Origin of the sequence: Pseudarthrobacter sp. NPDC092419 (genome assembly GCF_044755045.1) — a bacterium.
GTDB lineage: Bacteria > Actinomycetota > Actinomycetes > Actinomycetales > Micrococcaceae > Arthrobacter.
The window spans coordinates 86,230-112,407 of record NZ_JBIVQF010000004.1; the positions used below are offsets into that span (position 1 = coordinate 86,230).

A 26,178-nucleotide genomic window follows, 5' to 3' on the forward strand; every position below is an offset into this window, starting at 1 on the left:
GCCCCGTGGAAACAGCACACACCGGCCGGTCCGCCGCGCCCCGTTTCATCAGCCCGGCCTTGGCGGAGCGCACTACCGCAGCCACGGTAGAGCTGGAAGATGCCACCGTAGCCTACTGGACCTATGAGCCGGAACAACCAACACCGGACACCCGCACCATCCTGGTGATCCACGGCTTCCGGGGAGACCACCACGGACTCCTGCGGGTGGCCGACCTGCTGCCGGATATGCGAATTATCATGCCTGACCTCCCCGGCTTCGGAGCCTCCACGGCTTTCCGGACCGGCGAGCATTCCGTGACCGGCTATGGCAGGTTCATCGCCGGGTTTCTGGCGGCCCTGGACCTGGGACCGGACACGGTGCTGCTGGGACACTCGTTCGGTTCCATCGTTGCTGCGCATTTCGTGGCGACACACCCCGGGGCCGTCACGCCGCTCATCCTGGTGAACCCTATCGCTGCGCCGGCGCTTGAAGGCCCCAAGGGGATCATGACCCGGCTCGCTGTCCTCTACTACAAACTGGCGGCCAGGCTGCCCAGCAGACCGGGGCAGGCCCTCCTGCGCAGCCCGCTCATTGTCCGCGTGATGAGCGAAGCGATGGCGAAAACCCGGGATCCGGACCTGCGCCGGTTCATCCATGGCCAGCACCATGCCTACTTCAGCGCGTTCGCCAACCGCGAGAGCCTGCTCGAATCCTTCCGGGCATCAGTGGGAAGCCACGTGTCGGAGGCGGCTGGCGGCCTCACCCTCCCCGTCCTCCTCATCGCGGGCGAAAAAGACGAAATCGCCGCCCTGCCCGACCAGCACCGACTGGCCGCGATCCTGCCTGACGCAGAACTCAAGGTGATTCCCGGCGTCGGACATCTGATCCACTACGAAACCCCGGAACCGGCCGCCGCACACATCCGCAGCTTCCTTAAGGACCATCCCGCGTGAAGATCATCATCGATGCACGATTTACCAGGATCGGCCACCACGACGGCATCAGCCGCTACGGCGCCAGCCTGATCGCGGCCACCGCCAGGATCGCCGAAGTTTCAATGTTGATCTCCGACACCAGGCAACTGGGGATGCTCCCGGACGTGCCGTACACAGTGATCAACAGCCCGTTGTCTCCCCGCGAGCTGTTCGTCGCCCGGACAGTCAACAAACTCGGCGCCGACGTGGTGGTATGCCCCATGCAGACGATGGGCACATGGGGCCGCAGGTACGGCCTGGTGCTGACCCTGCATGATCTCATCTACTACGAACACCCCGCCCCGCCCGGCTTCCTGCCCGCCCCGGTCCGGCTCCTGTGGCGGCTGTACCACAAGGCCTACTGGCCGCAGCGGCTCCTCCTGGACCGGGCGGACACGGTGGCCACCATCAGCCGCACGACGCAGGCGCTGATCGCCAAGTACCGGCTCACCCGGCGCCCGGTCAGGATCATCAGCAACGCTCCGCAGCCGGGGCAGGTGCCACGGGACGCCGCCGCCGGAGCCGAGAAATCGCTGCTGTACATGGGTTCATTCATGCCGTACAAGAACGTCGAGGCCATGGTGGCCGGGATGGCAGGACTCCCTGGCTATACCCTGCACCTGCTCAGCCGGATCACTCCCGCGCGCCGGGCCGAACTCGAGCCCCTGGTCCCGCCGGGCGCGTCGGTGGTGTTCCACAACGGGGTCTCCGACGAAGAGTACGACGCGCTGCTGCGCCGGGCCACGGCCCTGGTGAGCCTCTCCCGTGCGGAAGGTTATGGCCTGCCGCTGGTGGAAGCCATGGCTGTCGGAACCCCGGTGATTGCCAGCGACATTCCGATCTTCCGCGAGGTGGGCGGAGATGCAGCCGGCTACGTTGATCCGGACTCCCCCGGCCAGTTCAGCGAAGCAGTGCTGCGGCTGCAGGATCCGGAGTACTGGGAGTCCGCCTCCCGCCGTTCAGTGCAGCGTGCCGCGGAGTTCAGTTGGGATGAATCCGCCCGGCAGTTGGTGGACGTGGCCGCCGAGATCGTTGCACGGCGCCGGCGCTAGAGGACGTCCACGCCGTCCAGCCGCAGCTGGACAGGTTCGTCGGTTCTTTTCGCTGCGGCAGCGGCCTTCGTCGCGCGGAGTACCCGGGCGACGGCGGACGCCTGGCCGTACGGGAAAAACAGCAGCGTCCGCACGTCCTCAGCGGGCCGCCGGGACGTTGCCGGACCGGAAAGCAACGGGGCGGGACCGGCGCTGCGGAGCGTGACGCCGGCTGCAGCGAGTTCTCCCAGGGCCGTGGCGGTGAAGTGTTCGACGGCGGCCCTTGGGCCAGTAACCGAGGCAATGCGGACTGCGGGGGGAAGCTGGAGTTCAACCCGCAAGGCGAGCTCGCGAGCGGCATAGCCGGACGGATCCCAGCGAAGCAGCGCTCCGACTGCGGCCGTTTCCGCTGCGGTCACCACCACGAGGCCACCTTTGGCTGCCGGGCGGACCAAGGCGGCAGCATTGAACCACCGGCGGACTGTGTCTTCACCAGCCCGCAGATTCTCGCGGCGCAGCAGTGAGTCCCCGTCCAGCAGCAGCGCCGCCGCGTACCCGCCCTCGGCCACCGGTTCTGCGCCGATGGTTGCCACTACGAGGGCCTTCGCCGCGCCAACGGAGGCCTTCACCTGGTCACCGGAGGAGGTGACAACTGTCTTCCCCGGAAAACCGCGGCCCAGTTCCTCGGCCGTACGCAGCACACCGGTGGCGCCTTTCCGCAGCCGGCGGCCGCCGCAGTGCGGGCAGGCCCAGTCGGGCGCCGTGGTGGAGCACCAGCGGCATTGGGGCGCCGGCGAGCTGCCGCCGGGATAGGCCAGCGGCCCCTGGCACACCCGGCAGCGCGCAGGCTCCCGACAAGTTTCGCAGGCGAGGGACGGCAGATAGCCGGCACGGGCCACCTGCACCAGGACAGGGCCCCGTTCCAGCCCTTCCCGGGCCGCACGCCACGCGGCACCGGGCAGCCGGGCAATGCTGGCAAGTGGGTCGCGTTCCTGTTCGAAGCTGTCCGCCGTGTTCAGCACGCGCGGCACCGCGCTCCGCACAACCGCCCGGTCGGCCTCGACGGGCAAGGCCCAACCGGATTCCACCAGCCGCTGTACCTCGGTGCTCCGGGCGTGTCCGGCCAGGAGGCAGGCTGCGTTTCCCTGCCCGGCCCGCAACAGCAGGACTTCCCGGGCATGGGCATACGGGGCACGCTGTTCAATATGGAGGTCATCGCCGTCATCCCAGCAGATCACCAGACCCAGATTCCGTACCGGCGCGTACGCCGCGGATCGGGTGCCAATGACAATCTGTGCCGTGCCGGCCAGGACCCGGAGGAAGTTGCGGTACCGCGGCGTCGGTCCGTCCTCAGCGGTCAGCCGTGCGATGGCCCCGGCGGGCACCAGGTCCGCCAAAGCCGCCTCCAGCCTGCCAAGGTCCCGCTGGTCCGGCACCACCACGATGGCACCGCGGCCCGAAGCGTGGACGGCTGAAACTGCGGACGCGAGAAGGTGCGGCCAACCTGCGGGACCATACCCCTGGAGCGGGTTGACGACGGCGCGCGGGCACCCGCCGTCGGACAGGTGACGGAGGAACGCGGGGCCGTTGCGGTAGGTGTCCCAGGGGGTCGGCGCCGCAGAGCCGCCAGGCGCCGTCGCCGCTCCGGGGGCAGGCGCTGCGGCCCCCGCCGCCACGTAGTCCTTCTCCGCACTGGCTACGCGCGGCGGTACCGCCACGCGCAGCACGTCACTGACCGTGCCGGCATAGCGGGCGGCGACGGCGAAGGCAAGGTCACGGACCTCAGGCGTAAGGACAGCGACCGGGGACACTACTTTCGCCAGCGGCACCAGCGAGTGGCCGGCGTCCGATTCCGCGACGCGTTCCAGCAGGTACCCGCCAAGGTCCTGGCCGTTGAACTTGACCTTGACCCGGACGCCCGGCTGCGCAGCCTGGTCCATGTCCACCGGAACGGCGTAGTCGAAAGGCCGGTCCAGGTGCGGCAAGGAGGACTCCACCAGCACCCGGGCCACTGGCAGGTGCGGCGCCGGGGTGATGCCCGCGGGCATCGTCCGGGTCGGAAAACCCTGCAGGAGGGACGGCTGGAGGGACTGTTCAGCGGCCACCCGGCTGCCTCCCTTCAGTGCGGCGGTGCTGCAGGGCAGCCGGAATCAGGCGTTGAAGTAGGCCTTCAGTTCGTCGACGCGGTCCAGCCGTTCCCAAGTGAAATCGGGTTCGTCCCTGCCAAAGTGGCCGTGTGCTGCCGTCTTGGCATAGATGGGCCGCTTCAGGTCCAGGGCATCGATGATGGCACGCGGACGGAGGTCGAAGATCTCCGCTATGGCAGCACTGATCCGGGCCGGGTCCACCGTCTCGGTGCCGAAGGTCTCCACGTAGGTGCCCACCGGGCGCGCCTGGCCGATGGCGTAGGCGATCTGGATTTCGGCCCGCTTTGCCAAACCGGCTGCCACCACGTTCTTGGCAACCCAACGCATGGCGTAGGCGGCCGAACGGTCCACCTTGGACGGGTCCTTGCCGGAGAAGGCCCCGCCGCCGTGGCGGGCCATGCCGCCGTAGGTGTCCACGATGATCTTGCGGCCTGTCAGTCCGGCATCACCCACCGGGCCGCCGATGACGAACTCGCCGGCCGGGTTGAGGATGTTCCGGGTCCGCGAGATGTCCAGGTTGGCACCGGCCAGGACGGGGTCGATCACGATCGAGGCCAGGTCCGCGCGGAGCTGGTCCAGGCTGGCGCCCTCGGCGTGCTGGCTGGAGATCACCACGGTTTCCACGGAGACCGGAACGTTACCGTCATAGCCAACCGTCACCTGAGTCTTGCCGTCCGGCCGGAGGTATGCCAGTTCCCCGCTCTTGCGGACCTCAGTGAGGCGCTCGGACAGGCGGTGCGCCAGCCAGATGGGCGTAGGCATGTAGGAGGCGGTTTCGTCGCTGGCGTAGCCGAACATCAGGCCCTGGTCCCCGGCGCCCTGGAGGTCGTAGTCGTCTTCCTGGCGTCCCTCACGGGCTTCGAGGGAGTTGAATACTCCGCCGGCGATGTCGTTCGACTGCTGGCCGATGGACACCGAAACGCCGCAGCGTGCACCGTCGAAGCCATTGGCGGAGGAGTCGTAGCCGATGCCCAGGATGGTCTCGCGGACAATCTGCGGGATCTCGACGTAAGCATCGGTGGTGACCTCGCCGGCCACATGGACCAACCCGGTGGTGGCCATGGTTTCCACTGCCACGCGGGATTCGGGATCTGCGGCGAGCAGGGCGTCCAGGATGGCGTCACTGATCTGGTCGCAGATCTTATCCGGGTGGCCTTCGGTCACGGACTCGGACGTGAAAAGCCGGAGTGCGGACGGCATGGCCGCGTGGGACGGGGGAAGATGCAGCGGTAAAGTCACTCAACTACCTTACTGGTTGGGATCCCTGCCCCCGTCGGGAGACGTCGGCAGATGTCGCAGTTCGAAGCAATCGTGGGCTGGAACACGTTTAAGGGCGGGGCGAGACCCGCTCCAGTTCAAGGCCGATCCTGGCCACGATGGCGGCGGCAACGTCGGCCTTGGTGCCGGCCGCCTCCTGTGGTTCGGCGCCGGAGCGGGCAAGGATGACCACGGAATTGGTGTCCTGGCCGAAAACCCTGTCCGTACCTACGTGATTGACCACCAGCAGGTCGCAGCCCTTGCGCTGGAGTTTAGCCTCCGCGTGGGCCAGCACGTCGCCGTCGTCGTCGCCCGTTTCCGCGGCGAACCCGACAATGAGTTGGCGTCCGGCACGGCCCGCCGCGTTCCGGCGTTCGACGAGTTCGTGGAGGATGTCCGGGTTCCGCACCAGGGCGATCATGGGATCCCCGGCGCCGTCGCGTTTCTTGATCTTGGTGTCCGACACCTCTGCGGGGCGGAAATCCGCTACGGCGGCGGACATGATGACGACGTCGGAACCCGCCGCTGCGTCCAGGGCGGCGTCCCGAAGTTGCAGCGCAGTGTCCACCCGGACCACCTCGACCCCGGCGGGCGGCGCCACATCCATGTGCGCGGCAAGCAGGCGCACGGTGGCGCCGGCATTCCGGGCTGCCACGGCGAGGGCGACGCCTTGCTTCCCCGAGGACCGGTTACCCAGGAACCGCACGGGGTCCAGGGGCTCCCTCGTGCCGCCGGCGCTGATGGTTACGATGCGTCCCGCCAGCGGCAACTGATAGTCGGAGCGGCCCTGGACCAGTGCCATGGCGGCTTCGAAGATGGCTTCCGGTTCGGGCAGCCGGCCGGGGCCGGAGTCCGTCCCCGTGAGCCGTCCGGTGGCGGGCTCCAGGACAGCAGCGCCGCGTGAACGGAGGGTCTCCACGTTGGCTTGGGTTGCCGGGTGCTGCCACATCTCGGTGTGCATGGCCGGGGCGAAAAGGACGGGTCCGCGCGCCATGAGCAGAGTGTTGGTCAGCAGGTCCCCTGCCAGGCCCGCTGCAGCCTTCGCCAGGAGGTCTGCGGTTGCCGGTGCAATGACCACCAGGTCCGCCTCGTGACCCAGCCGGACGTGGTTGACCTGGTGGACATCGTCGAACACGCTGTTGCTGACAGGGTTCCCGGAGAGGGCCTCCCAGGTGGCGGTGCCGACGAACCGGGTGGCCGCTTCGGTGGGGATCACCGTGACGTAATGGCCGGCTTCAGTAAAAAGCCGGAGGAGCGATGCCACCTTGTAGGCGGCAATCCCTCCCCCGACTCCGAGGACTATGCGCACGTGACCTCCGTCAGCAGCGGGTCAGCCTGGGCAGATTATTCTGCGGCTTCGATCGGCGTGGAAACGAGCTTGCCCTCATTGATCTCGCGCAGGGCGATGGACAGCGACTTCTCGTTGAGCTTGGTGTCGACCAGCGGGCCGACGTACTCGAAGAGGCCCTCGTGCAGCTGGGCGTAGTAAGCGTTGATCTGACGAGCACGCTTGGCACCGAAGATCACCAGGCCGTACTTGGAATCGGCTGCCTCAAGCAGCGAGTCGATCGGCGGGTTGATGATGCCTTCAAGGTTCGTGGACACGAATTCTCCAAATTCCTAGCGGGCTGATGCGGTCCGGCGGTCAGCGCGGGTGCGGGGTCAGCCCCATGAGTGAAACAAGCTCGTCCGCTGCCCGGCGGACATCGTCATTAATGACGGTGTGGTCAAACTCCGGTTCAGCAGCAAGTTCCAGTTTAGCGGTTTCCAGCCTGCGCTGCTGTTCCTCGGGTGTTTCCGTGCCGCGGCCCACCAGCCGGCGCACCATTTCGTCCCAGCTGGGCGGGGCCAGGAAGACAAACTGGGCGTCCGGAACGGCGGCTTTGACCTGCCGGGCGCCCTGCAGGTCAATTTCCAGCAGCACCGACCGACCGTCCGCGATGGCCTGCTTCACCGTGCTGCGGAGCGTGCCGTAGGTGTTCTGGCCGTGGACCACTGCCCATTCCAGGAATTCCCCCTCGGCGACCAGGCGTTCGAACTCGTCCCTGGTCTTGAAGAAGTAGTGCACGCCATCCACTTCGCCGGGGCGGGGAGCCCGCGTGGTGGCCGATACGGAGAGCCAGACTTCGGGGTAGTTGTCCCGGATGTAGGTGGATACGGTGCCTTTGCCAACGGCCGTGGGGCCAGCGAGGACTGTCAGTCCGGGTTTCTTGCTCACGTATTCCTTTAGTGGAGGGGGTTCGGGGTGACGGGTGGGGCCACAGCGGACGCGGCGTCCGCCTATTTCTCGTCTATAAAATCTACCAGCGCCTGGCGCTGGTGCACGCCGAGACCGCGGACCCGCCGGGACGACGCAATGCCAAGCTGCTCCATGATGGCCGCCGCCCGGACCTTGCCGATGCCGGGCAGCGCTTCGAGGAGTTCCACGACGCGCATCCGCGCGAGGGCGTCGTCTCCGGCGGCGGCTCCGATGATGTCGGCCGCGGACCGTTTACCGTTCTTGAGGCTTTCCTTGGCAGCGGCGCGGGCGGCGCGGGCGGCCGCGGCCTTGTTCAGGGCATCAGCCCGTTCCGACGCGGACAATGGTCGCAGGACCATGGCAGGCACCCCCGGACTTGGCGGATTTCATCCAAGGGCGGCCGCCCATGGACCTGTCCTGAAACTACCCCCTGCCGCAGCATGAAGCAATGCATCGGGGAAAACGGGTGGCTATGCCGCCGTGAGCCCGTCCAGCGTCCGCGCCGCGGCCTCCCGGAGGCCCGCCAGGTCCGGACCTGCGGACAGGATTTCCCTGCTGGATGTGCCAAGGACCAGCGGATATGCGCCGCCGAAGGTGGAACGCAGGTCCGCCGGCGTGGCTCCCTGCGCACCCAGGCCCGGAGCGAGGACGGGGCCGCGGACGGCCGCGAGGTCCAGGCCGAGGTCTGCCAGGGCCTGCCCGACGGTCGCGCCGACCACCAGGCCCACCGATCCCATGGCGCCCGGGTACCGGGAGTTCTCCGCCGCAGCTGCCATGGCGATTCTCCGTGCCACCGAATCAGCGCCGCCGGCATGCTGCACGGACGGCCCTTCCGGATTGGAGGTCAGCGCCAGCACGAACACCCCACGGCCCGTGGCCGCCGCAAGCTCCAGGGCCGGACGGAGGGACTCAAAGCCCAGGTAGGGACTGAGGGTCACGGAGTCTGCTGCCAGCGGGGATCCGTCGCGCAGCCACGCATCGGCGTACGCGGCCATGGTGGAGCCAATGTCGCCGCGCTTGGCGTCGGCGATGGTCAGGACGCCCGCCTCGGCCGCGGCGGCCAGCAGTTCCTCAAGGACTGCAATACCCGCGGAACCGTGCCGCTCGTAAAGTGCCACCTGCGGCTTTACCGCGGCAGCGAGGGACGCCACCGCCTCAATAACCGTGTGCGAGAAACGGCGCAGCCCCTCGACGTCGTCCGCCAGGCCCCACGCTGCCAGCAGCGAAGGGTGCGGGTCGATGCCGACACACAAGGGACCGCGGGCGGCCATGGCCGCGCCAAGCCGGGCACCGAACGGTTCCCGGCCCGGCGCGGAAACCGGTACCGCCTGCTCAGGCATTCTGCAGCGCCGCCTTCTGCGACTCGGCAAGGGCCGCGGCGTGCTCCTGCAGGCTGGTGACCGACCATTCGTAGGTACGCATCGCCTCGATGGCCTGGACCGCGGCGTTGAACTCAGCCACCGTCGTGATGCACGGGATGCCGATCGACGTGGCCGCGGCGCGCAGCTCGTAACCATCGCTGCGGGCCTCGCCACCGGAAGGCGTGTTGAAGACCATGTCGATCTGCCCGGCGACGATAAGGTCGGCGATGGTACCTTCGCCCTCGGCGCTGCTTCCCTCGGCGACCTTCCGGACCGGAGTGGCCTGGATGCCGTTACGGCGCAGCACGTCCGCGGTGCCGCCGGTGGAAACGATCTCGAATCCGAGGTCGGACAGCCGCTTGACGCCCATGATCACCGAACGCTTGTCCCGGTTGGCGACGGACACGAAGACCTTGCCCTCGGTAGGCAGGGCGTTGTTCGCTGCGGCCTGGCTCTTGGCGAACGCGGTGTCGAAGTGCTTGTCGATGCCCATGACTTCGCCGGTGGAACGCATCTCGGGGCCGAGGAGGCTGTCCACCACCTTGCCTTCCAGGGTGCGGAACCGGCTGAACGGCAGCACCGCTTCCTTGACCGAAACGGGCGAGTCCAGCGGCAGCGTGGAACCGTCCCCGGTTTCCGGCAGCATCTTGTAGGCGCTGCGCAGCTGCCCGATGGTCACGCCGGTACCGATCAGTGCGGCCGCCTTCGCCATCTGCACACCGGTGGCCTTGGACACGAACGGCACCGTACGGGACGCGCGGGGGTTGGCTTCCAGGACGTAGAGTACGTCCGAGGCCAGCGCAAACTGGATGTTGATCAGCCCGCGCACGCCTACTCCTTCGGCGATGGCGCGCGTTGCGGTGCGGACCCGTTCCAGGACGTTGGCTCCCAGGGTAATGGGCGGCAGGACACAGGCGGAGTCGCCGGAGTGGATCCCGGCTTCCTCGATGTGTTCCATGATGCCGCCCAGGTAGAGGTCCTTCCCGTCGAAGAGGGCGTCGACGTCGATTTCGACGGCGTCTTCCAGGAACCGATCGATCAGCACCGGGTGGTCCGGGGTGATTTCGGTGGCGTTGGCGATGTACCGGGACAGGTTGGGTTCGTCGTAGACGATTTCCATGCCGCGGCCACCCAGCACATAGGACGGGCGGACCAGGACCGGATAGCCGATCTCGTCAGCGATCTTCTTGGCGTCCTCGAAGGACACGGCGGTGCCGTTCTTCGGGGAAACCAGCCCGGCCTTGTCCAGCACCCGGGAGAACATACCGCGGTGCTCGGCGAGGTCGATGGCCTCCGGGGAGGTGCCCAGGATGGGGACTCCGGCGTCGGCCAGCTGCTGGGCCAGCTTGAGCGGGGTCTGGCCGCCGAGCTGGACGAATACGCCCATAACGCCGCCGGTGCGTTCCTCGGCCGCGATAACCTCCAGGACGTCCTCGAGCGTCAGCGGCTCGAAGTAAAGGCGTGTGGAGATGTCGTAGTCGGTGGAGACGGTTTCCGGATTGCAGTTGACCATGACGGTCTCGTAGCCGGCCTTGCGCAGTGCCATGGACGCGTGGACGCAGGAGTAGTCGAACTCGATGCCCTGGCCGATGCGGTTCGGCCCGGAGCCGAGAATCAGGATCGACGGCTTCGCGTGCAGCGCCACCTCGTCCTCCTCGTCGTACGCCGAGTAGTGGTAGGGGGTGTACGCGGCGAACTCGGCGGCGCAGGTGTCCACGGTCTTGTAGACGGGGCGGATGCCGAGGGCCTGGCGCACTCCGCGGACCACGGCCTCGGAGTTGTGGGTGAGGGAGCCGATCTGTTCGTCGGAGAAGCCGTGGCGCTTGGCCCGCTTGAGCATGTCCGCGGTGAGGGCGCCGGCCTGGCGGATTTCGTGCGAGATCTCGTTGAGGAGCTGGAGCTGGTCCAGGAACCAGGGGTCGATCTTGGTGGCCTCGAAGAGCTGCTCAACCGTGGCACCGCCCAGCAGGGCGCGCTGCACCTGGTGGAGCCGGTCCGTCGTCGGGCGCTTTGCCTTTTCGATGAGCTCAGCGACTTCCCATTCCGGGACGGAGCTGAAATCCAGCTGGGAGCCCTTCTGCTCCAGGGAGCGCAGGGCCTTCTGCAGGGCCTCCGTGAAGTTGCGGCCCATGGCCATGGCTTCGCCCACCGACTTCATGGTGGTGGTGAGGGTGTTGTCCGCGGCGGGGAACTTCTCGAACGCGAACCGGGGCACCTTGACCACCACGTAGTCCAGGGTCGGTTCAAACGACGCCGGAGTCTTCTGCGTGATGTCGTTGGGGATCTCATCCAGGGTGTAGCCCAGGGAGAGCTTGGTGGCGATCTTGGCGATGGCGAAGCCGGTGGCCTTGGAGGCCAGCGCCGAAGAGCGGGACACGCGGGGGTTCATTTCGATGACCACCACGCGGCCGGTGGCCGGGTCGATGGCGAACTGGATGTTGCAGCCGCCGGTGTCCACTCCCACTTCGCGGATGACGGCGATGGAGATGTCGCGCAGCCGCTGGTATTCGCGGTCGGTAAGGGTGAGGGCGGGCGCCACCGTGATGGAGTCGCCGGTGTGGACGCCTACCGGGTCGAAGTTCTCGATGGAGCAGACCACCACGACGTTGTCGTTCTTGTCGCGCATCATCTCGAGCTCGTATTCCTTCCAGCCCAGGATGCTCTCTTCGAGCAGCACCTCGCTGGTGGGGCTGTACTGCAGGCCCTGGCCCACGATGCGGCGAAGGTCGTCCTCGTTGTAGGCGAGGCCCGAGCCCAGGCCGCCCATGGTGAAGGAGGGGCGGACCACCATGGGATAGCCTAGGTCGTCGGCCGCCTTCAGGGCCTCGTCCATGCTGTGGATGATGTGGCTGCGCGCGGATTCGGCGCCGCAGCGTTCCACCACGCCCTTGAACTTCTCGCGGTCCTCGCCAAGTTCGATGGCTGCAATGTTGGCGCCGATGAGCTCCACGTTGTACTTCTCGAGCACACCGTTCTTGTCCAGCGCGATGGCCGTGTTCAGCGCGGTCTGTCCGCCCAGGGTGGGCAGGACGGCGTCGGGACGTTCCTTGGCGATGATCTTCTCCACCACCTCGGGAGTGATGGGTTCGATGTAGGTGGCATCGGCGAACTCGGGGTCCGTCATGATGGTGGCCGGGTTGGAGTTCACCAGGATGACGCGGAGGCCTTCATCTTTCAGGACGCGCAGCGCCTGGGTGCCGGAGTAGTCGAACTCGGCCGCCTGGCCGATGACGATCGGGCCGGAACCAATGACGAGGACGCTCTTGAGATCGGTACGTTTCGGCATTACTTCTTGTCCTCAGTCTGGTTGTGGTGCTGGTCGGCGTTCATGTCGGTTCCGGCTGCGGGGTTCTCCGCGTCGGCGGGGTGCTTCCCGTCCACCGGCTCCTTGGACAGGTTGGCGGTGCGCCCGTCGCGGGTGCCCTCCATGAGTTCGATGAAGCGGTCGAACAGGTAAGCGGCGTCGTGCGGGCCGGCGGCGGCTTCCGGGTGGTACTGGACCGAGAACGCCGGGATGTCCAGGCACGCGAGGCCCTCGACGACGTCGTCATTGAGGCTGACGTGGCTGACCTCGACGCGGCCGTAGCGCTCTTCCGGCGCCCGGGTGGCGCCGTCCAGCGGAGCGTCCACGGCGAAGCCGTGGTTCTGGGAGGTAATTTCCACCTTGCCGGTGCGGCGGTCCATCACAGGCTGGTTGATGCCGCGGTGGCCGTAGCGCAGCTTGTACGTGCCGAACCCGAGCGCGCGTCCCAGGATCTGGTTGCCGAAGCAGATGCCGAAGTAGGGAATCTTCTCGTCCAGCACCGAGCGCAGCAGGCTGACCTGGGTGTCAGCCGTGGCGGGGTCGCCAGGTCCGTTGGACATGAAGAAGCCATCCGGGTTGACGGCCTTGACGTCGTCCAGCGTGGCCGTCGCAGGCAGGACGTGGACCCGGACGCCGCGCTCGGCGAAACGGATCGGCGTCATGGCCTTGATGCCCAGATCGATAGCGGTAATGCTGAACCGCGGTTCGCCTTCCCAGCCGTGGTCCTTCGGCTCCACTACGTAGGCTTCGTCCACGCTGACTTCCTCGGCCAGCCGCGCGCCCTCCATCGGGGCGCTGGCCAGGACGGCATCCACCAGCTCCTTGTCCGTGGCGAGTGCCGCGTCGCCGGAGAAGATGCCGGCGCGCATGGTCTTGTGCTCGCGCAGGTGGCGGGTGATGGCCCGGGTGTCCACGCCCTGGATGCCAACTACTCCCTGGGCTACGAGCTCCTCGTCGAGGGAACGCTCGGAGCGCCAGTTGGACGGGCGGCGGGCGGCGTCGCGGACAATGTAGCCGGCCACCCAGATGCGGCGGGACTCGGCGTCCTCACTGTTGACGCCGGTGTTGCCGATGTGCGGGGCGGTCTGGACCACCAGCTGGCGGGCATAGGAGGGATCGGTGATGGTTTCCTGGTAGCCGGTCATGCCGGTGGCGAAAACCGCCTCGCCCAGTGCGGTGCCGGTAGCGCCGTAGCTGGTGCCGCGGAAAATGCGTCCGTCTTCGAGGACCAGCGCTGCGGGAGCGGAGGTGGATGTTGTCACTGTATTCGCTTTCACTGTCTTACTTTCCACTGTTGGCGTCAGCCGCCGGGGCTGAAGAAATCAAGTTCCGGAGTGCCGTCAGCAGCACGTCCTTGTCCGCGGCCCGGCGGGTGCGGAAGCCTGTGTCCAATTCGTGCCGGCCATGCAGCCAGGCAAGCACCAGCAATCCGTCCGTTTCCACGAACTTACCGGCCATGCCGCTTTCCTGGCGAACATCCGCCAGGGCTGCTGCGGGGATGTACAGGGCCGGCGCGCCTGCGCGGTCGAACATCACGCCGTGCGGGTAAACGGCCAGCGTGGCGTTGGTGCGGATGCCGAGGCCGTGCACAGCAATCCGGTCGAGCCAGTCGCCTCCGGTGGTGGTGGCGACATACTGGCCTTCTGCTGCGGCTACCGGCTCACCGGGTGCGCCGGGCACCTTGGGGAGGCGGTCGACGTCGGACTGGCGCCTGAGGCGGTTCCGCCACCCTGCGCGGATCATCAGGAGGGAGGCCGCGATCAGCACCAGGGTGATGATCGCGGTGAGAAGTTTGGTATCCATCAGGCAGCTCCCGCCGGGGTCTCCGGCGAAAGGACGCAAGGGGTATTGAGCTCGCCGTCCAGAACGGTGGGGTGGCCGCGGTAGAAGGTGGCTACCACCTTGCCGGGCAGTTCCCTGCCCTTGAACGGCGAATTCCGGCCCTTGGTGGCCATCCGGAACGGGTCCACGGTCCAGCGGGCGGCCGGGTCCACCAGGATCAGGTTGGCCGGTTCGCCTTCCGCCAGCGGCCTGCCCTGGTCCGTCAGCCGGCCGATGTGGGCGGGGGCGGTGGAGGTGACGCGCGCAAAGTCCGCCCAAGTCATCAGGCCGGTCTCGATCATGGTGTGCTGCACTACGGAGAGGGCGGTTTCCAGCCCGGTCATGCCCATGGCCGCCTGCGCCCACTCGCATTCCTTGTGCTCGCTGGGGTGCGGAGCGTGGTCTGTGCCCACCACGTCGATGGTGCCGTCGGCGAGGCCGGCGCGCAGCGCCTGGACGTCGGCGTCGGTGCGCAGCGGCGGATTGACCTTGTAGACGGGGTCGTAGCTGCGGACCAGGTCGTCGGTCAGGAGCAGGTGGTGCGGGGTGACTTCGGCGGTGACGTTGATCCCTCGGGCCTTGGCCCAGCGGATGATTTCCACGGACCCGGCCGTGGACACGTGACAGACGTGCAGGCGCGAGCCGACGTGCTGGGCCAGGAGGACATCACGGGCGATGATGCTTTCCTCGGCCACGGCGGGCCAGCCGGCAAGGCCCAGGACTGCGGAGACATCACCCTCGTTCATCTGTGCCCCGGCGGTAAGGCGCGGCTCCTGCGCATGCTGGGCCACCACGCCGTCGAACGCCTTGACGTACTCCAGCGCGCGGCGCATCAGGACCGGGTCATGCACGCAGATGCCGTCGTCGGAGAACATCCGGACGCGTGCGCGGGAGTCCGCCATGGCGCCGAGCTCGGCCAGCTGCTCACCCGCCAGGCCCACGGTGACGGCGCCGACGGGGCGTACATCAACCCAGCCTGCCGCGCGGCCCAGGCTGTAGACCTGCTCCACCACTCCGGCGGTGTCAGCCACGGGAGTGCTGTTGGCCATCGCATGCACGGCTGTAAAGCCGCCCAGGGCGGCGGCGCGTGAACCGGTTTCCACGGTTTCGGCGTCCTCGCGGCCGGGCTCGCGGAGGTGGGTGTGAACATCCACCATCCCCGGCAGCGCCACCAGGCCACCGCCCTCGATGACAGTGGCGTCCTCGGCGGAAAGTCCGGTTCCGGTGGCGGCGATGACACCGTCCCGGATCAGCAGGTCGGAGGCTTCGCCGCCCAGGATGGCGGCTCCGCGGATCAGGTACGTTCCGGTGTTGGCGGCCATCAGTTGTTCTCCTTGGGGGAATGGGTGCCGGCGTAGGCCAGGGCAGGGGCGGCTTGTGTCCGGGTGTCCCCCGACAACAGCAGGTACAGTGCGGCCATGCGGACCGAGACGCCGTTGCGGACCTGCGCCAGGACCGTGGACCGGGGCGAATCGGCTGCAGCGGCGCAGATTTCCAGGCCGCGGTTCATGGGGCCGGGGTGCATGATGATGGTGTCTTTCATGCCGAGGTTGTCCAGAGCCTGCAGCCTGGTGTCGCCGAAGCCCCAGCGGCGCGAGTACTCGCGCGTGGTGGGGAAGAACGACGCGTTCATGCGTTCGCCCTGGACGCGCAGCATCATGACAGCGTCAGCCCCCTGGGCCAGGGTGTCGTCCAGGTTGTAGCTGACCCTGCAGGGCCATTTTTCGACGCCGATGGGCAGCAGGGTGGGCGGCGCCACCAGTGTGACGTCTGCCCCGAGGGTACGCAGCAGCCAGACGTTGGAGCGGGCCACGCGGGAGTGCAGGACGTCCCCCGCGATGACAACCCGCATGCCCTTCAGGTCTGCGCCTTCGGACGCGGTGCCGGACAGGCGGGCCCAGTGACGGCGCATGGTGAAGGCGTCCAGGAGTGCCTGGGTGGGGTGTTCGTGGGTGCCGTCGCCGGCGTTGATCACGGCCGCATCGATCCAGTCAGTGGCAGCAAGGCGGTGCGGGGCGCCCGAGGCCCAGTGCCGAATCACGACGGCGTCTGCCCCCATGGCGGACAGCGTTTGGGCGGTGTCCTTCAGGGACTCCCCCTTGGACACCGAGGATCCCTTGGCGGCGAAATTGATGACGTCCGCGGAAAGGCGCTTGGCTGCAGCCTCAAACGAGATACGGGTGCGGGTGGAGTCCTCGAAGAAGAGGTTCACCACGGTGCGGCCCCGCAGCGCGGGCAGCTTCTTGACTTCCCGCTCCCCTACCGCGGACATCTCTTCGGCGGTGTCGAGGATACCAACGGCGTTGGCCAGGCTGAGGTCTTCAGTGGACAGCAGATGCCTCATGGACGCCCCTCGATGACAACCTCGTTGACGGCGGCGGAACCGGCCGGGGTATCGGTCTCCTCGAGCCGGACCCGGACTTTCTCGGCCGAGGACGTCGGGAGGTTCTTTCCCACATGGTCCGCCCGGATGGGGAGTTCGCGGTGGCCGCGGTCGATCAGGACGGCAAGGCGCACGATGCGGGGGCGGCCGAGATCCACGAGGGCGTCCAGCGCGGCGCGGATAGTGCGGCCCGAGTACAGGACGTCGTCAATGAGGACCACCACCTTGTTGTCGATGCCCGTCCGCGGCAGCTTGGTGGGGTAAGGAGGCCGGGTGCCCTGGCGGGACAGATCGTCCCGAAACATGGTGACGTCAAGCTGCCCCACGATTGCTGCGGGGTCCACGGACGGATCGGCGGCTGCGATCTTGTGCGCCAGCCGGAGTGCCAGCGGATAGCCGCGGCGCGGGATGCCCAACAGGACCAGGTCCTGGGACCCCTTGTTGGCTTCAAGGATCTCATGGGCGATACGAGTGAGTGCCCGGTCGATATCGGCCTGGTTGAGGACAACCCTGGCCGGACCCGGCGCGTTGGTGACAGAAGTCAACGCTCGTCTCCCCTTTCCCCGCCTCACGGGACGGAATTAAAAAAGGATCATGTGCGTTCCAAAATTACCACAGGCGCCGTCCACGGACGGCCCGGACCGGCGCGGTGCTGGTCACACGCCCTGCTCCACAGGCGTCCGGATCCGCCGCTAGGCTTTCGTTATGCCGACACCTCCCCCACTGCCGCGCGATGCCAACCCCAGCTGGATGGGACATGTCCAGCCGCAGGACTACCGTCCCGCTCCCGGGCATTTCGGCCCCGCCGTGCAGCCTGCGGCGCCTCTTGGCGGACCGCCTGGCTGGCGGGGCGTTCCCGGACCGGCCGCGCCGCGCCGCCGCGGCGGGCTGGTATGGCTCACGTTTGCCGTCACCCTGCTGGCGTTCGCCAGCCTGTTTCTGGTGGTCCCGCCGCTGCTGGCCAGCACGGGCCCTGCCGGGTTTCTGGGCGGTTTTGTAGCCTCCCTCTTTCCCTTGGCGGTTGTACTCCTGACAGTCAGGGTGATTGACCGGTGGGAGCCGGAACCCAAGCGCCTGCTGTACTTCGCCTTCACGTGGGGCGCCGCCGTGTCCATCGCCGGGACGATGCTGCTGCAGCCGCTGTTCCTGGTCGGGGCGGAGTTCCCGAGCGAAGCAGCGCTTCGGACCTACCTTGTCACTGTCCAGGCGCCGATCGTGGAGGAATCAGCCAAGGGTTTGGGACTGCTTGTCCTGTTGCTGGCGGCGCGCAGGCATTTCGACGGGCCGGTGGACGGCGTGGTATTCGCTTTCACCATCGCCGCAGGCTTCGCATTCACCGAAAACATTCTGTATTTTGGCCGTGCCATCGCTGATCCGGTCGTGTCAGGGGACCTGGCGCAGGTGTTCGTCCTCCGCGGCATCATGTCCCCCTTTGCCCACGCGGTATTCACCGGCACCACGGGGCTGGTCATGGGCTTCGCTGCCCGGCGCGGGCGTGCTTGGACAGCCGTGATGGCATTCGCCGTGGGCGTGCTGCCGGCCATGTTCCTGCACAACCGTTGGAACAGCATGGGCGAGAACTTCCTGGCTGAATACGTGCTGGTACAGGTACCCCTCTTCCTGGCCGCCGTGGCCGGCATCGTGGTCCTGCGCATCGCCGAGAATCGGCTCACCCGGCAGCGCCTGTTGGAGTACGCCGCCGCGGGCTGGTTCACCGTGGACGAGGTGGAAATGCTTGCCACAACGGCCGGACGGCGTGCGGCGCTGAGATGGGCGGGCGGGCTCGGCCGGAAGCGGCAGATGAAGGAGTTTGTGGCGGCGGTGACCCGGCTGGCTAACATTCGGCAACGGATCCTCAGCGGCCGGGACGTGCCACTCCACCAGGCCGAAGAGCGGCTGCAGCTGCAGCGCGTGCTGGCGCTCAGGGCCGCCGTAGCCGGCTGAACCGAAACAGCAAAGGAGCCGGCCGCCTGGTTGGCGGTCGGCTCCTTTAGCGGGGTTGGTCCTGTCAGGGGGTCTCCAGCTACGCCAGCAGCGAGGGTTTCAGTTGCTGCAACCGGCCCAGCAGTCCGTTGATGAACTGCGGCGATTCGTCGGTGGAAAGCGTCTTGGCCAGAGCCACCGCTTCACTGACGGCGACGCCGTCCGGAACATCGTCGTTGTAGAGCAGTTCCCAGGTACCTATCCGGAGGATGATGCGGTCCACGGACGGCATCCGTTCAAGGCTCCAGCCCTGCGAATAAGTTTCCAGGAACTCGTCGATGGCAGTCTGCCGGGAGACAACGCCTTCGATGATGTCTACGGTGTACGGATTGACCACCTGGTCCGTTTTTTCCCGCCGCGCCCGGAGGACGTCGAAGGCCGACACCGAACGCTGTTCGGCCTCGAAAAGAACATCAAGGGCCCTGCTACGGGCTTTGCCGCGGGCGCTCACTACTCAGAGACCCGGCCGAGGTAGCTGCCGTCGCGGGTGTCCACCTTGACCTTGGTGTTGTTCTCAATGAACAGGGGAACCTGGATCTCGTAGCCGGTCTCCAGCGTGGCGGGCTTGGTGCCGGCGGACGAGCGGTCGCCCTGGAGGCCCGGCTCGGTGTACGTGATTTCGAGGACTACGCTCGGCGGCAGCTCGATGTAGAGGGGGTTGCCCTCGTGGATGGCGATGTTGACCATCTGGTTTTCGAGCATGAAGTTGGTGGCGTCGCCAACGGTGGCCCCGGAAACGGTGATCTGGTCGTAGTCCGAGGTGTCCATGAACACGAAGTCGGCGCCGTCCTGGTACAGGTACTGGTAGTCGCGGCGGTCAACCGTGGCGGTTTCGATCTTGAGGCCGGCGTTGAAGGTCTTGTCCACAACCTTGCCGGACATCACGTTCCGCATCTTGGTGCGGACGAATGCACCGCCCTTGCCCGGCTTCACGTGCTGGAACTCGATAACGTTCCAGAGCTGGCCCTCGAGCTTCAGGACCGTTCCGTTCTTGATGTCGTTAGTGGTTGCCACTGGTTTCCTCTGGTTTCTGTTCCTGGCCGCGTGGTCAGGCTTCGTATGCCGGCCGGCAGGGCCGACGGCCTGCCAGCGCGTGTTTGTCAAAAATCGCGGGTCTGCAAAAATCCAAGAACTATTCTACCGGTAAATCCAACCGGCTTTCGGGCAGGGCTCCGGCCATGCACCCGGACGGGCCGGGGCGACGACTTTCAGCAGGCCAGGTCCAGCACGTCCCGGGCGCGCTGCAGCGCCACCGTCGACGAATAGATTTGTGCGGCGTCCGCAGACTGCGCCACGCGCAGGTCCAGCGCCCGGGTGAACGAATCGACGGCGGCCGAAACCTGGCCGGCGGCGTACTGGGTCTTACCGAGGAACTGCAGCGCCTGCGCCTCCATCGGGGTGCCCTGGACCTCCGAGAGCAACTGCCGGAAGAGCTCCACGGCGTGGTCCAGGCGCTTGGAGACCAGGAGCACCTCGGCTTCGAAGGCACGCAGGCGGAACGACTCGGGATCGGCAAAGCGGGCTTCCGCCAGAAGCTCAGCCGCCTCGGCTGCCTGGCCCTGGACCAGCAGAACGAAAATCCGGTCCGCGGGGTCCTGGGACGCATCCAGCGCAGCCTGGCACGCCTCGGAGTTCACGATCTGCGGCAGGAGTGTCTCCGGGTTGATCCGGATGCCCGGGAACCCGGTTTCCGGCCAGTCACTGGTTCCGGTCACATCGCCCTGCATCAGAAAGCGATTTCCTGGTAGGCGGCAAAGAGCAGTGACGTATCCGGAACATCGAGGATGCCCGGCCTGGCGATGCCGTCCAGCACCACGAAACGCAGAAGGTCACCACGGGACTTCTTGTCGCGCCGCATTCCGTCCAGCAGGCCCTGCCAGCGGTCCCGCCGGTATGTTACCGGCAGCCCAAGCCCCTCAAGTATGCTCCGGTGCCGATCGGCATCGGCATCACTGAGCCGCCCAACGCTGCGGGCCAGTTCCGCGGCGAACATCATTCCCACGGACACGGCAGCGCCGTGGCGCCACGAGTACCGCTCCACCAGTTCGATGGCGTGGCCCAGCGTGTGGCCGTAGTTCAGGATCTCCCGCAGTCCGGATTCCTTGAGATCTTCGGAGACCACCGCGGCCTTGACAGCAATGGCCCGTTCGATGAGTTCGCGGATGACCGGGGACTGCGGATCGACGACGGCGGCCGCGTCCTTCTCCACCAGGTCCAGGATGGCGGGGTCGGAGATGAACCCGCACTTGATGACCTCTGCCATCCCGGACACAATCTCGTTCCGGGGCAGTGTCTGGAGGGTATCAAGGTCCGCAAGGACGGCGGCCGGCGGGTGGAAGGCGCCCACCAGGTTCTTGCCCTCCGCGGTGTTGATCCCGGTCTTTCCCCCCACGGCTGCGTCCACCATGCCCAGCAGGCTGGTGGGCATGTGGATGACCTTGACCCCGCGAAGCCACGTTGCCGCGACAAAGCCAGCCAGGTCCGTGACGGCGCCGCCGCCCACGGCCACAATGGCGTCGGACCGGGTGAAGTCGTTTTGTCCCAGGACCTGCCAGCAGAACGCGGCGACCTGAATGTGTTTGCCTTCCTCGGCGTCCGGGATCTCGGCAGTGAGGGAGGTGAAGCCGGCCTCCGCCAGTTCGTCCCTAACGGTGTCGCCCGTCAGGCGGAGCGCACGGGGGTGGATGACCAGCACGCGCCGCACCCGCTCCCCCAGCAACGCCGGAAGGTTACCGAGCAGCCCGCGTCCGACGACGACGTCGTAATTTTCCGCGGCACTGGCGCCAGTAACTTTGATGACCGTTGATTCGGTACTCACTTTTCAACTTCCTGTTGGGCAGCTGCGAAGTCACGCAGCGCTGCTTCCAGCCGGGCGCCGAGCTCGGCCACCGAGCCGTGCCGGACGTCCAGGGTGATATCCGCAAGCCGCTCGTAAACAGGCCTGCGGGTGGCGAACATGGCCTGCCAGCGGCCCATGGCGTCGCCTGCCAGCAAGGGGCGGCCGGAGTTTTTGGCGATGCGCGACGCGACCGTATCGGCGTCGCATTCGAGGTACACCACGGTACACCGGCTGATGATCTGCTGCGTTCCCGAATCGAGCACCGCCCCGCCGCCAAGGGAGATCACGGTGCCCTGGCCTTCCGCGGATTCCACGGCGGCGGCCACAGTCCGCGCCTCGATTTCACGGAACGCGTGTTCACCGCGGCCGGCGAAGATCTCGGCGATGGATCCGTGGGTTGCCACGACCACCGCATCGGTGTCCACAAACGGGGCACCAAGCTGCTGCGCCAGTTGCTGGCCGAGGGCCGATTTCCCCACGGCCATGGGGCCGATGAGCACGATGGAGCGCTTTTCCGGCCCGGTGAAGGCGCCGTCGTTGTTGCGGTGGGGCACTACTGGCCGATCGAGTCCAGGGAGGCCGGGATGTTGTCCAGGTAGCCCTTGATGTTGCGCGCCGTCTCCGCCACCGAGTCACCGCCGAACTTCTCCATGACGGCTTCGGCGAGGACCAGTGCAACCATGGCCTCCGCCACGACGCCGGCGGCAGGGACTGCACAGACGTCGGAGCGCTGGTGGTGTGCCTTGGCCGGTTCACCGGTGCTGACGTCGATGGTCTTCAGGGCGCGCGGTACGGTGGCGATGGGCTTCATGGCTGCCCGGACCCGCAGGACATCACCGATGCTCATGCCGCCCTCAATGCCACCGGCACGGTTGCTGGCGCGAATGATGCGGCCGTCCGCGTCCCGGACGATTTCATCGTGCGCCGCGGATCCACGGCGGGCAGCGGTACGGAAGCCGTCGCCCACTTCCACGCCTTTGATGGCCTGGATGCCCATAAGGGCTGCGGCAAGCCGGGAGTCGAGCCGGCGGTCCCAGTGGACGTAGCTGCCCAGTCCGGGCGGCAGTCCGTAAGCGAGGACCTCCACCACGCCGCCCAGCGTTTCGCCCTCCTTATGCGCCGCATCGACCTCGGCGACCATGGCGTTTGATGTGTCGCGGTCAAAGCAACGCAGCGGGTCGGCGTCCAAGGCCAGGACATCCGAGGGGACGGGAAGCGGCCGGCCCTCGGGAACCGTGACGCTGGCAATGGACACTGTGTGGCTGACCAGTTCAATGCCGAGGTGCTTCAGGAGCTGCGCCGCAACGGTGCCCATGGCTACACGGGTGGCGGTTTCGCGGGCGCTGGCGCGCTCCAGGACTGGCCGGGCTTCGTCGAAGCCGTACTTCTGCATGCCGGTGAAATCCGCGTGCCCCGGGCGGGGCCGCGTCAACGGCGCGTTGCGGGCCTGGTCGGCCAGGGCTTCGGGTTCAACGGGGTCGGCAGACATGATCTGCTCCCACTTGGGCCACTCGGTGTTTCCCACCTGGATGGCAACCGGGCCGCCCTGGGTGATGCCGTGACGGACGCCGCCAAGGATGGTGACGACGTCCTGTTCGAACTTCATGCGTGCGCCGCGGCCATAGCCAAGCCGGCGGCGGGCGAGCGAGTCGGCAATGTGGCCGCTGGTGATTTCCACCCCGGCGGGGACGCCTTCAATAATTCCCATCAGAGCCGGGCCATGGGATTCACCGGCTGTCAACCAACGCAACATATCTTCCATCCTGCCACGGGGGGCGGTCACAAAGCCCGTCGGGGAAGGCCGACTGAGGCGCACATCACATCTATGACGGCTGCGTTGACGTCGCCGTCGCGGCGTGTAAAAAGCCGCACCTGCTCCACGGCCTGGTAGAGCAGCATCTCCAGTCCCGGGACCACGGTGCCGCCGCCGGCCTGCCAAACGGAGGCGGCGAGGCTGGGCCAGGGATCATACGCCACATCCAGCAGCACGCCGGGAGTTCGGGTTTTCAGGGCGGCGATTTCGGAGCCTAGACCATCCGCGGCCCGGGGCGGCAGAGTGGAGATGACGACGTCGGCCTCCGCCGCGGGGCGGGCAGCTTCAGTCAATGGACGGACGTCCAGATCCAGGCCCAGGCTGCCGGCAGCGGCGCGGACATCCCCGGCGCGGGAGGGGTCACGGACATAGACGTGCACGCGATCCGTGCCCAACTCCTTCAGCGCGGCCACAGCCGACGCCGCGGTGCCTCCCCCGCCCAGGATCACGGCGGACGGGGCCTGGCCGGCTCCCCCGTGCCGGAGCGCATTGACGATACCGGCCACGTCCGTGTTGTAACCGATAGTCCGGGCGGCGTCCCCCCCGTCCTCGAAGGACACGGTGTTCACCACCCCCAGCGTCCGGGCAATGCCGCGGACCTCGTCCAATTCTGGCAGGATGGCGGTTTTCAATGGCATGGTCACCGAGAGGCCACGCCACCCGGGCTGGTGCCGGACCTGCTGCATGAATCCGGGCAGCAGCTCCTCGGTGACGTCGATGGCGGTGTAGCTGATGTCCATCCCTAGCCGGGCGTAGGCTGCCCGGTGCAGTGCCGGCGACTTTGAGTGGCCGATGGGATGGCCCAGGACAGCAGCCCTCAGGCTCACGTGCAGCGTCCTTCATTCGCCCGGCACCAGTTGTTGTACTGCTCCACGTAGGCGTTGTGCTCAGCCAGCGTCTTGGCGAACTTGGTCTCCCCGGTGTCCAGGTTGATGGTGACCCAGTACAGGAAGTCGTTCTTGGTGGGCTTGGCGGCAGCGTCGATGGCCGTCCGGCCCGGGGAACCGATGGGGCCAGGCGGAAGGCCGGGGTTCGCGTACGTGTTGTACGGGTTCGACTTGTCCCGGCGCTGCTCTTCGGTGAAGTTGAAGCTGCGCGTCCCCAGCCCGTAGGTCACGGCGGAGTCCACCTGGAGGTAGCCGTTGGTCTGGTCGTTGGGCTTAAGGCGGTTGTAGATGGCGCCGGCAACGTTGCCGTAGTCCGCCTGGCCGCCTTCGGCCTGGACGATGCTGGCTACCGTGACGGCCTGGTACTGCTTGGCGGGGTCCGTGATTCCCTGCGCCACCAGTTCGTCCACCGTGGTGTCCACCAGCTTCTGCAGGATGTCCTTGGCCGAGGTACCCAGCGGGAAGCGGTACTCTCCCGGCGCCAGGTATCCCTCGAGGTTCTTGGCGGCGGGGGGCAGGCCGAACTGGGCCGGTTTGTCGCTGAAGGACTGCAGGTCCTGGATGGAAATGCCGGATCCTTCGGAGATGGCCTGAAGGGACTCGCCGATCCGCAGTCCGGCGCTTAGCGCAAAGTAGATGACCTTCTCCGACCCTTCGCCCAGGAGGACGCTGACGGCGTCGGAGTTCTTCATCTCCCGCTTAAACGTGTAGTCGCCCGGAGAGAGGGTTCCGCCCGAGGCGTTGAACGCCTGCAGGAAGGTGTCTGCGTTGGCGATGACCTGTTCGTTTTCGAGGGTGGCAGCGACTGAGCGGCTGCCTTCACCGTTGGCGACGGTCACCTGGACCTCTCCCGTGCCGGGGCCGGGAAAATCGCTGGGCCGGGAGTCGCCAAGGAGCGGTTTGAGGAACTGCGCTCCCACTGCGACCGCGGTGATAAACACGGCCAGCGTGAGGAACAGTGCAAGAATCCGACGGCGGCGCCGAACCTTCTTTGAGGGCCGCGGCGGTGCGGCAACCGCGGCCGGAAGCAGACCGTGGTGGAGATCGTCGTCGTGATGCTGATCTTCGTGGAGCTCCGGGTGGTGAAAGTCCTCCCTGAGGAGAACCGCGTCCTGGTGCAGCCCATCATCGTAGCCGTGACCGTGGCCCGGCTCTTCCGCGTAGTGCTGACCCGCGTAGTGGGGTTCGTCCACGAGTGGCGCGTCAGGCTGCTGTTCTGCACCGTGATGCGCTTCAATCCGGAGGTCCTGGCGCACGTTGATTCCAGGCGGTGTCACCGGAGCGGGCGGCACCGTGGCAGCGGCAGGCTCCTGCGCGGCGGGCGGTTCCACAGGGGCCGGCGGCACGGCCGGCTCTTCCTGCGGCAGGGCCACCGGTGGCTGGACCGGCTGGGGCGGGATGTCATGGCCCGTCTCATAGGCCTGCTCCGGAACGGCCCCGTGCTTGCCGGTCTCAAGGCTCTTTTCCCGGGCGCGCAGTTCCTTCCGGGTCAGCGGACGCCCGGATCCTCCGGCCCGCGAGCCGGAGGCGTCGTCGATGTTGGCAGGGCTCACTGTTGCCTTCCATTATCTGAAGATCGGGCCGTATCCACCGGCAGGTCCCGGGCGGGCTGGTCCAGTCCGCCGGATGCCGGCTCGATGGCAGGGGCCGGCGCGTCCACTCGTGAACCGACGTCCGCTCCCCTGGCTTTTTGCATGTCGATCGCGTGCTGGAGGATACCTGCCGCCGCGACCTGGTCAATTACTTTACGGTGGTCCCTGCTGCTCATGCCAGCCTGATGCAGGTTGCGGTGGGCTGTAACGCTGCTGAGCCGCTCGTCCACCAGGTTCACAGGCACCTCGAGGCCACGCGCGGACAGCTCGGCAGCCAGGAGCCCGGCGTAGTCCGTGGCCATCTGCGCCGACGCCCGCTCCTCGCCCTTGAGCGTCCGGGGCAGCCCGACAAAGACCTGCACTGCGCCGAGGTCCGCGGCGAGGTCCGCGATGATGCGCACGTCCGAGTTCTTCTTGGCGTTGCGGTCCAGGGTCTTGTAGGGCGTGGCCAGGATCGAGTCACGGTCGCAGAGCGCCACGCCGACCCGGACAGTGCCTACGTCCACCCCCAGTTTCACGCCCTGGGGGTATCCGCCGGCCGGTTCAGGATGGGTCATGATGAGGT

Annotated in this window: 25 protein-coding genes; 3 read left to right on the forward strand and 22 right to left on the reverse strand. The window is 67.2% G+C overall.

Annotated elements, in window-relative coordinates; all coding sequences use genetic code 11:
* Positions 1 to 5 precede the first annotated feature (5 nt).
* Positions 6 to 935: an alpha/beta fold hydrolase gene (locus ACIQC0_RS08070; protein ID WP_377216147.1), complete on the forward strand. Its 930-nt coding sequence runs from the start codon at positions 6 to 8 to the stop codon at positions 933 to 935.
* On the forward strand, positions 932 to 2,008 hold the full coding sequence (locus ACIQC0_RS08075) for a glycosyltransferase family 4 protein (protein ID WP_377216146.1): 1,077 nt from the start codon (positions 932 to 934) through the stop codon (positions 2,006 to 2,008). Before ACIQC0_RS08070 ends, ACIQC0_RS08075 begins: the two co-directional genes overlap by 4 nt.
* Here ACIQC0_RS08075 and ACIQC0_RS08080 read toward each other — a convergent pair.
* From ACIQC0_RS08080 to pyrR, 13 genes are all read right to left on the reverse strand, one after another.
* The gene (locus tag ACIQC0_RS08080) at positions 2,005 to 4,035 is read right to left on the reverse strand and encodes a primosomal protein N' (RefSeq protein WP_400534514.1); all 2,031 of its coding nucleotides are present in this window, start codon (positions 4,033 to 4,035) and stop codon (positions 2,005 to 2,007) included. The two genes, ACIQC0_RS08075 and ACIQC0_RS08080, sit on opposite strands and share 4 nt — an antisense overlap.
* A 102-nt stretch (positions 4,036 to 4,137) precedes the next feature.
* Positions 4,138 to 5,373 (reverse strand): methionine adenosyltransferase, encoded by a 1,236-nt coding sequence (gene metK, locus ACIQC0_RS08085; protein ID WP_377216145.1) that lies wholly within the window; start codon positions 5,371 to 5,373, stop codon positions 4,138 to 4,140.
* An 88-nt stretch (positions 5,374 to 5,461) separates the two neighbouring features.
* Positions 5,462 to 6,700 carry a bifunctional phosphopantothenoylcysteine decarboxylase/phosphopantothenate--cysteine ligase CoaBC gene (gene coaBC, locus ACIQC0_RS08090; protein ID WP_400534070.1) on the reverse strand — a complete coding sequence of 413 codons (1,239 nt, stop codon included), beginning with the start codon at positions 6,698 to 6,700 and terminating at the stop codon, positions 5,462 to 5,464.
* Positions 6,701 to 6,735: 35 nt separating this feature from the next.
* Positions 6,736 to 6,996: a DNA-directed RNA polymerase subunit omega gene (rpoZ, locus tag ACIQC0_RS08095; protein ID WP_003800778.1), complete on the reverse strand. Its 261-nt coding sequence runs from the start codon at positions 6,994 to 6,996 to the stop codon at positions 6,736 to 6,738.
* Positions 6,997 to 7,036: 40 nt separating this feature from the next.
* The gene (gene gmk / locus ACIQC0_RS08100) at positions 7,037 to 7,609 is read right to left on the reverse strand and encodes a guanylate kinase (RefSeq protein ID WP_400534073.1); all 573 of its coding nucleotides are present in this window, start codon (positions 7,607 to 7,609) and stop codon (positions 7,037 to 7,039) included.
* A gap of 62 nt (positions 7,610 to 7,671) precedes the next feature.
* Entirely contained in the window at positions 7,672 to 7,989 is a 318-nt protein-coding gene (gene mihF, locus ACIQC0_RS08105) for an integration host factor, actinobacterial type (protein ID WP_377216142.1), read from the reverse strand.
* Positions 7,990 to 8,100: 111 nt separating this feature from the next.
* A complete protein-coding gene (gene pyrF, locus ACIQC0_RS08110; protein WP_377216141.1) occupies positions 8,101 to 8,970 on the reverse strand; it encodes an orotidine-5'-phosphate decarboxylase in 870 nt (289 codons plus the stop codon).
* The gene (carB, locus tag ACIQC0_RS08115; protein WP_377216140.1) at positions 8,963 to 12,277 is read right to left on the reverse strand and encodes a carbamoyl-phosphate synthase large subunit; all 3,315 of its coding nucleotides are present in this window, start codon (positions 12,275 to 12,277) and stop codon (positions 8,963 to 8,965) included. The genes pyrF and carB overlap by 8 nt, the downstream gene beginning before the upstream one ends.
* On the reverse strand, positions 12,277 to 13,572 hold the full coding sequence (gene carA / locus ACIQC0_RS08120; protein ID WP_400534078.1) for a glutamine-hydrolyzing carbamoyl-phosphate synthase small subunit: 1,296 nt from the start codon (positions 13,570 to 13,572) through the stop codon (positions 12,277 to 12,279). Before carA ends, carB begins: the two co-directional genes overlap by 1 nt.
* A gap of 4 nt (positions 13,573 to 13,576) precedes the next feature.
* Entirely contained in the window at positions 13,577 to 14,098 is a 522-nt protein-coding gene (locus ACIQC0_RS08125; protein ID WP_400534081.1) for a hypothetical protein, read from the reverse strand.
* Positions 14,098 to 15,438, reverse strand: coding sequence for a dihydroorotase (locus tag ACIQC0_RS08130; RefSeq protein ID WP_377216137.1), 1,341 nt, complete (start codon positions 15,436 to 15,438; stop codon positions 14,098 to 14,100). Before ACIQC0_RS08130 ends, ACIQC0_RS08125 begins: the two co-directional genes overlap by 1 nt.
* Positions 15,438 to 16,460, reverse strand: coding sequence for an aspartate carbamoyltransferase catalytic subunit (locus tag ACIQC0_RS08135; protein WP_400534084.1), 1,023 nt, complete (start codon positions 16,458 to 16,460; stop codon positions 15,438 to 15,440). The genes ACIQC0_RS08130 and ACIQC0_RS08135 overlap by 1 nt, the downstream gene beginning before the upstream one ends.
* Complete coding sequence (gene pyrR, locus ACIQC0_RS08140) at positions 16,457 to 17,044, reverse strand: bifunctional pyr operon transcriptional regulator/uracil phosphoribosyltransferase PyrR (RefSeq protein WP_377216135.1); 588 nt, start codon at positions 17,042 to 17,044, stop codon at positions 16,457 to 16,459. The genes ACIQC0_RS08135 and pyrR overlap by 4 nt, the downstream gene beginning before the upstream one ends.
* 160 nt (positions 17,045 to 17,204) lie before the next feature.
* Between pyrR and ACIQC0_RS08145 the strand changes: the two genes are divergently transcribed.
* Positions 17,205 to 18,443, forward strand: coding sequence for a PrsW family intramembrane metalloprotease (locus ACIQC0_RS08145; protein ID WP_400534087.1), 1,239 nt, complete (start codon positions 17,205 to 17,207; stop codon positions 18,441 to 18,443).
* 79 nt (positions 18,444 to 18,522) lie between these two features.
* On the opposite strand, the gene nusB is transcribed toward ACIQC0_RS08145, so the two are convergent.
* From nusB to ruvX, 9 genes are all read right to left on the reverse strand, one after another.
* Positions 18,523 to 18,933: a transcription antitermination factor NusB gene (nusB, locus tag ACIQC0_RS08150; protein ID WP_377216133.1), complete on the reverse strand. Its 411-nt coding sequence runs from the start codon at positions 18,931 to 18,933 to the stop codon at positions 18,523 to 18,525.
* Positions 18,933 to 19,496, reverse strand: a complete 564-nt coding sequence (gene efp, locus ACIQC0_RS08155; protein ID WP_377216132.1) for an elongation factor P — start codon at positions 19,494 to 19,496, stop codon at positions 18,933 to 18,935. The genes nusB and efp overlap by 1 nt, the downstream gene beginning before the upstream one ends.
* A gap of 194 nt (positions 19,497 to 19,690) precedes the next feature.
* Complete coding sequence (locus tag ACIQC0_RS08160) at positions 19,691 to 20,209, reverse strand: tetratricopeptide repeat protein (RefSeq protein WP_400534091.1); 519 nt, start codon at positions 20,207 to 20,209, stop codon at positions 19,691 to 19,693.
* Positions 20,209 to 21,300 (reverse strand): 3-dehydroquinate synthase, encoded by a 1,092-nt coding sequence (gene aroB / locus ACIQC0_RS08165; RefSeq protein WP_400534094.1) that lies wholly within the window; start codon positions 21,298 to 21,300, stop codon positions 20,209 to 20,211. Before aroB ends, ACIQC0_RS08160 begins: the two co-directional genes overlap by 1 nt.
* Positions 21,297 to 21,806, reverse strand: coding sequence for a shikimate kinase (locus ACIQC0_RS08170; protein WP_377216193.1), 510 nt, complete (start codon positions 21,804 to 21,806; stop codon positions 21,297 to 21,299). Before ACIQC0_RS08170 ends, aroB begins: the two co-directional genes overlap by 4 nt.
* Before the next feature lie 68 nt (positions 21,807 to 21,874).
* Entirely contained in the window at positions 21,875 to 23,074 is a 1,200-nt protein-coding gene (aroC, locus tag ACIQC0_RS08175; protein ID WP_377216129.1) for a chorismate synthase, read from the reverse strand.
* Between the two features lie 26 nt (positions 23,075 to 23,100).
* Positions 23,101 to 23,961, reverse strand: a complete 861-nt coding sequence (locus tag ACIQC0_RS08180; protein ID WP_377216128.1) for a shikimate dehydrogenase — start codon at positions 23,959 to 23,961, stop codon at positions 23,101 to 23,103.
* Positions 23,958 to 25,574, reverse strand: a complete 1,617-nt coding sequence (gene mltG / locus ACIQC0_RS08185; protein ID WP_377216127.1) for an endolytic transglycosylase MltG — start codon at positions 25,572 to 25,574, stop codon at positions 23,958 to 23,960. The genes ACIQC0_RS08180 and mltG overlap by 4 nt, the downstream gene beginning before the upstream one ends.
* Positions 25,571 to 26,170: a Holliday junction resolvase RuvX gene (ruvX, locus tag ACIQC0_RS08190; protein ID WP_377216126.1), complete on the reverse strand. Its 600-nt coding sequence runs from the start codon at positions 26,168 to 26,170 to the stop codon at positions 25,571 to 25,573. The genes mltG and ruvX overlap by 4 nt, the downstream gene beginning before the upstream one ends.
* Positions 26,171 to 26,178 lie beyond the last annotated feature (8 nt).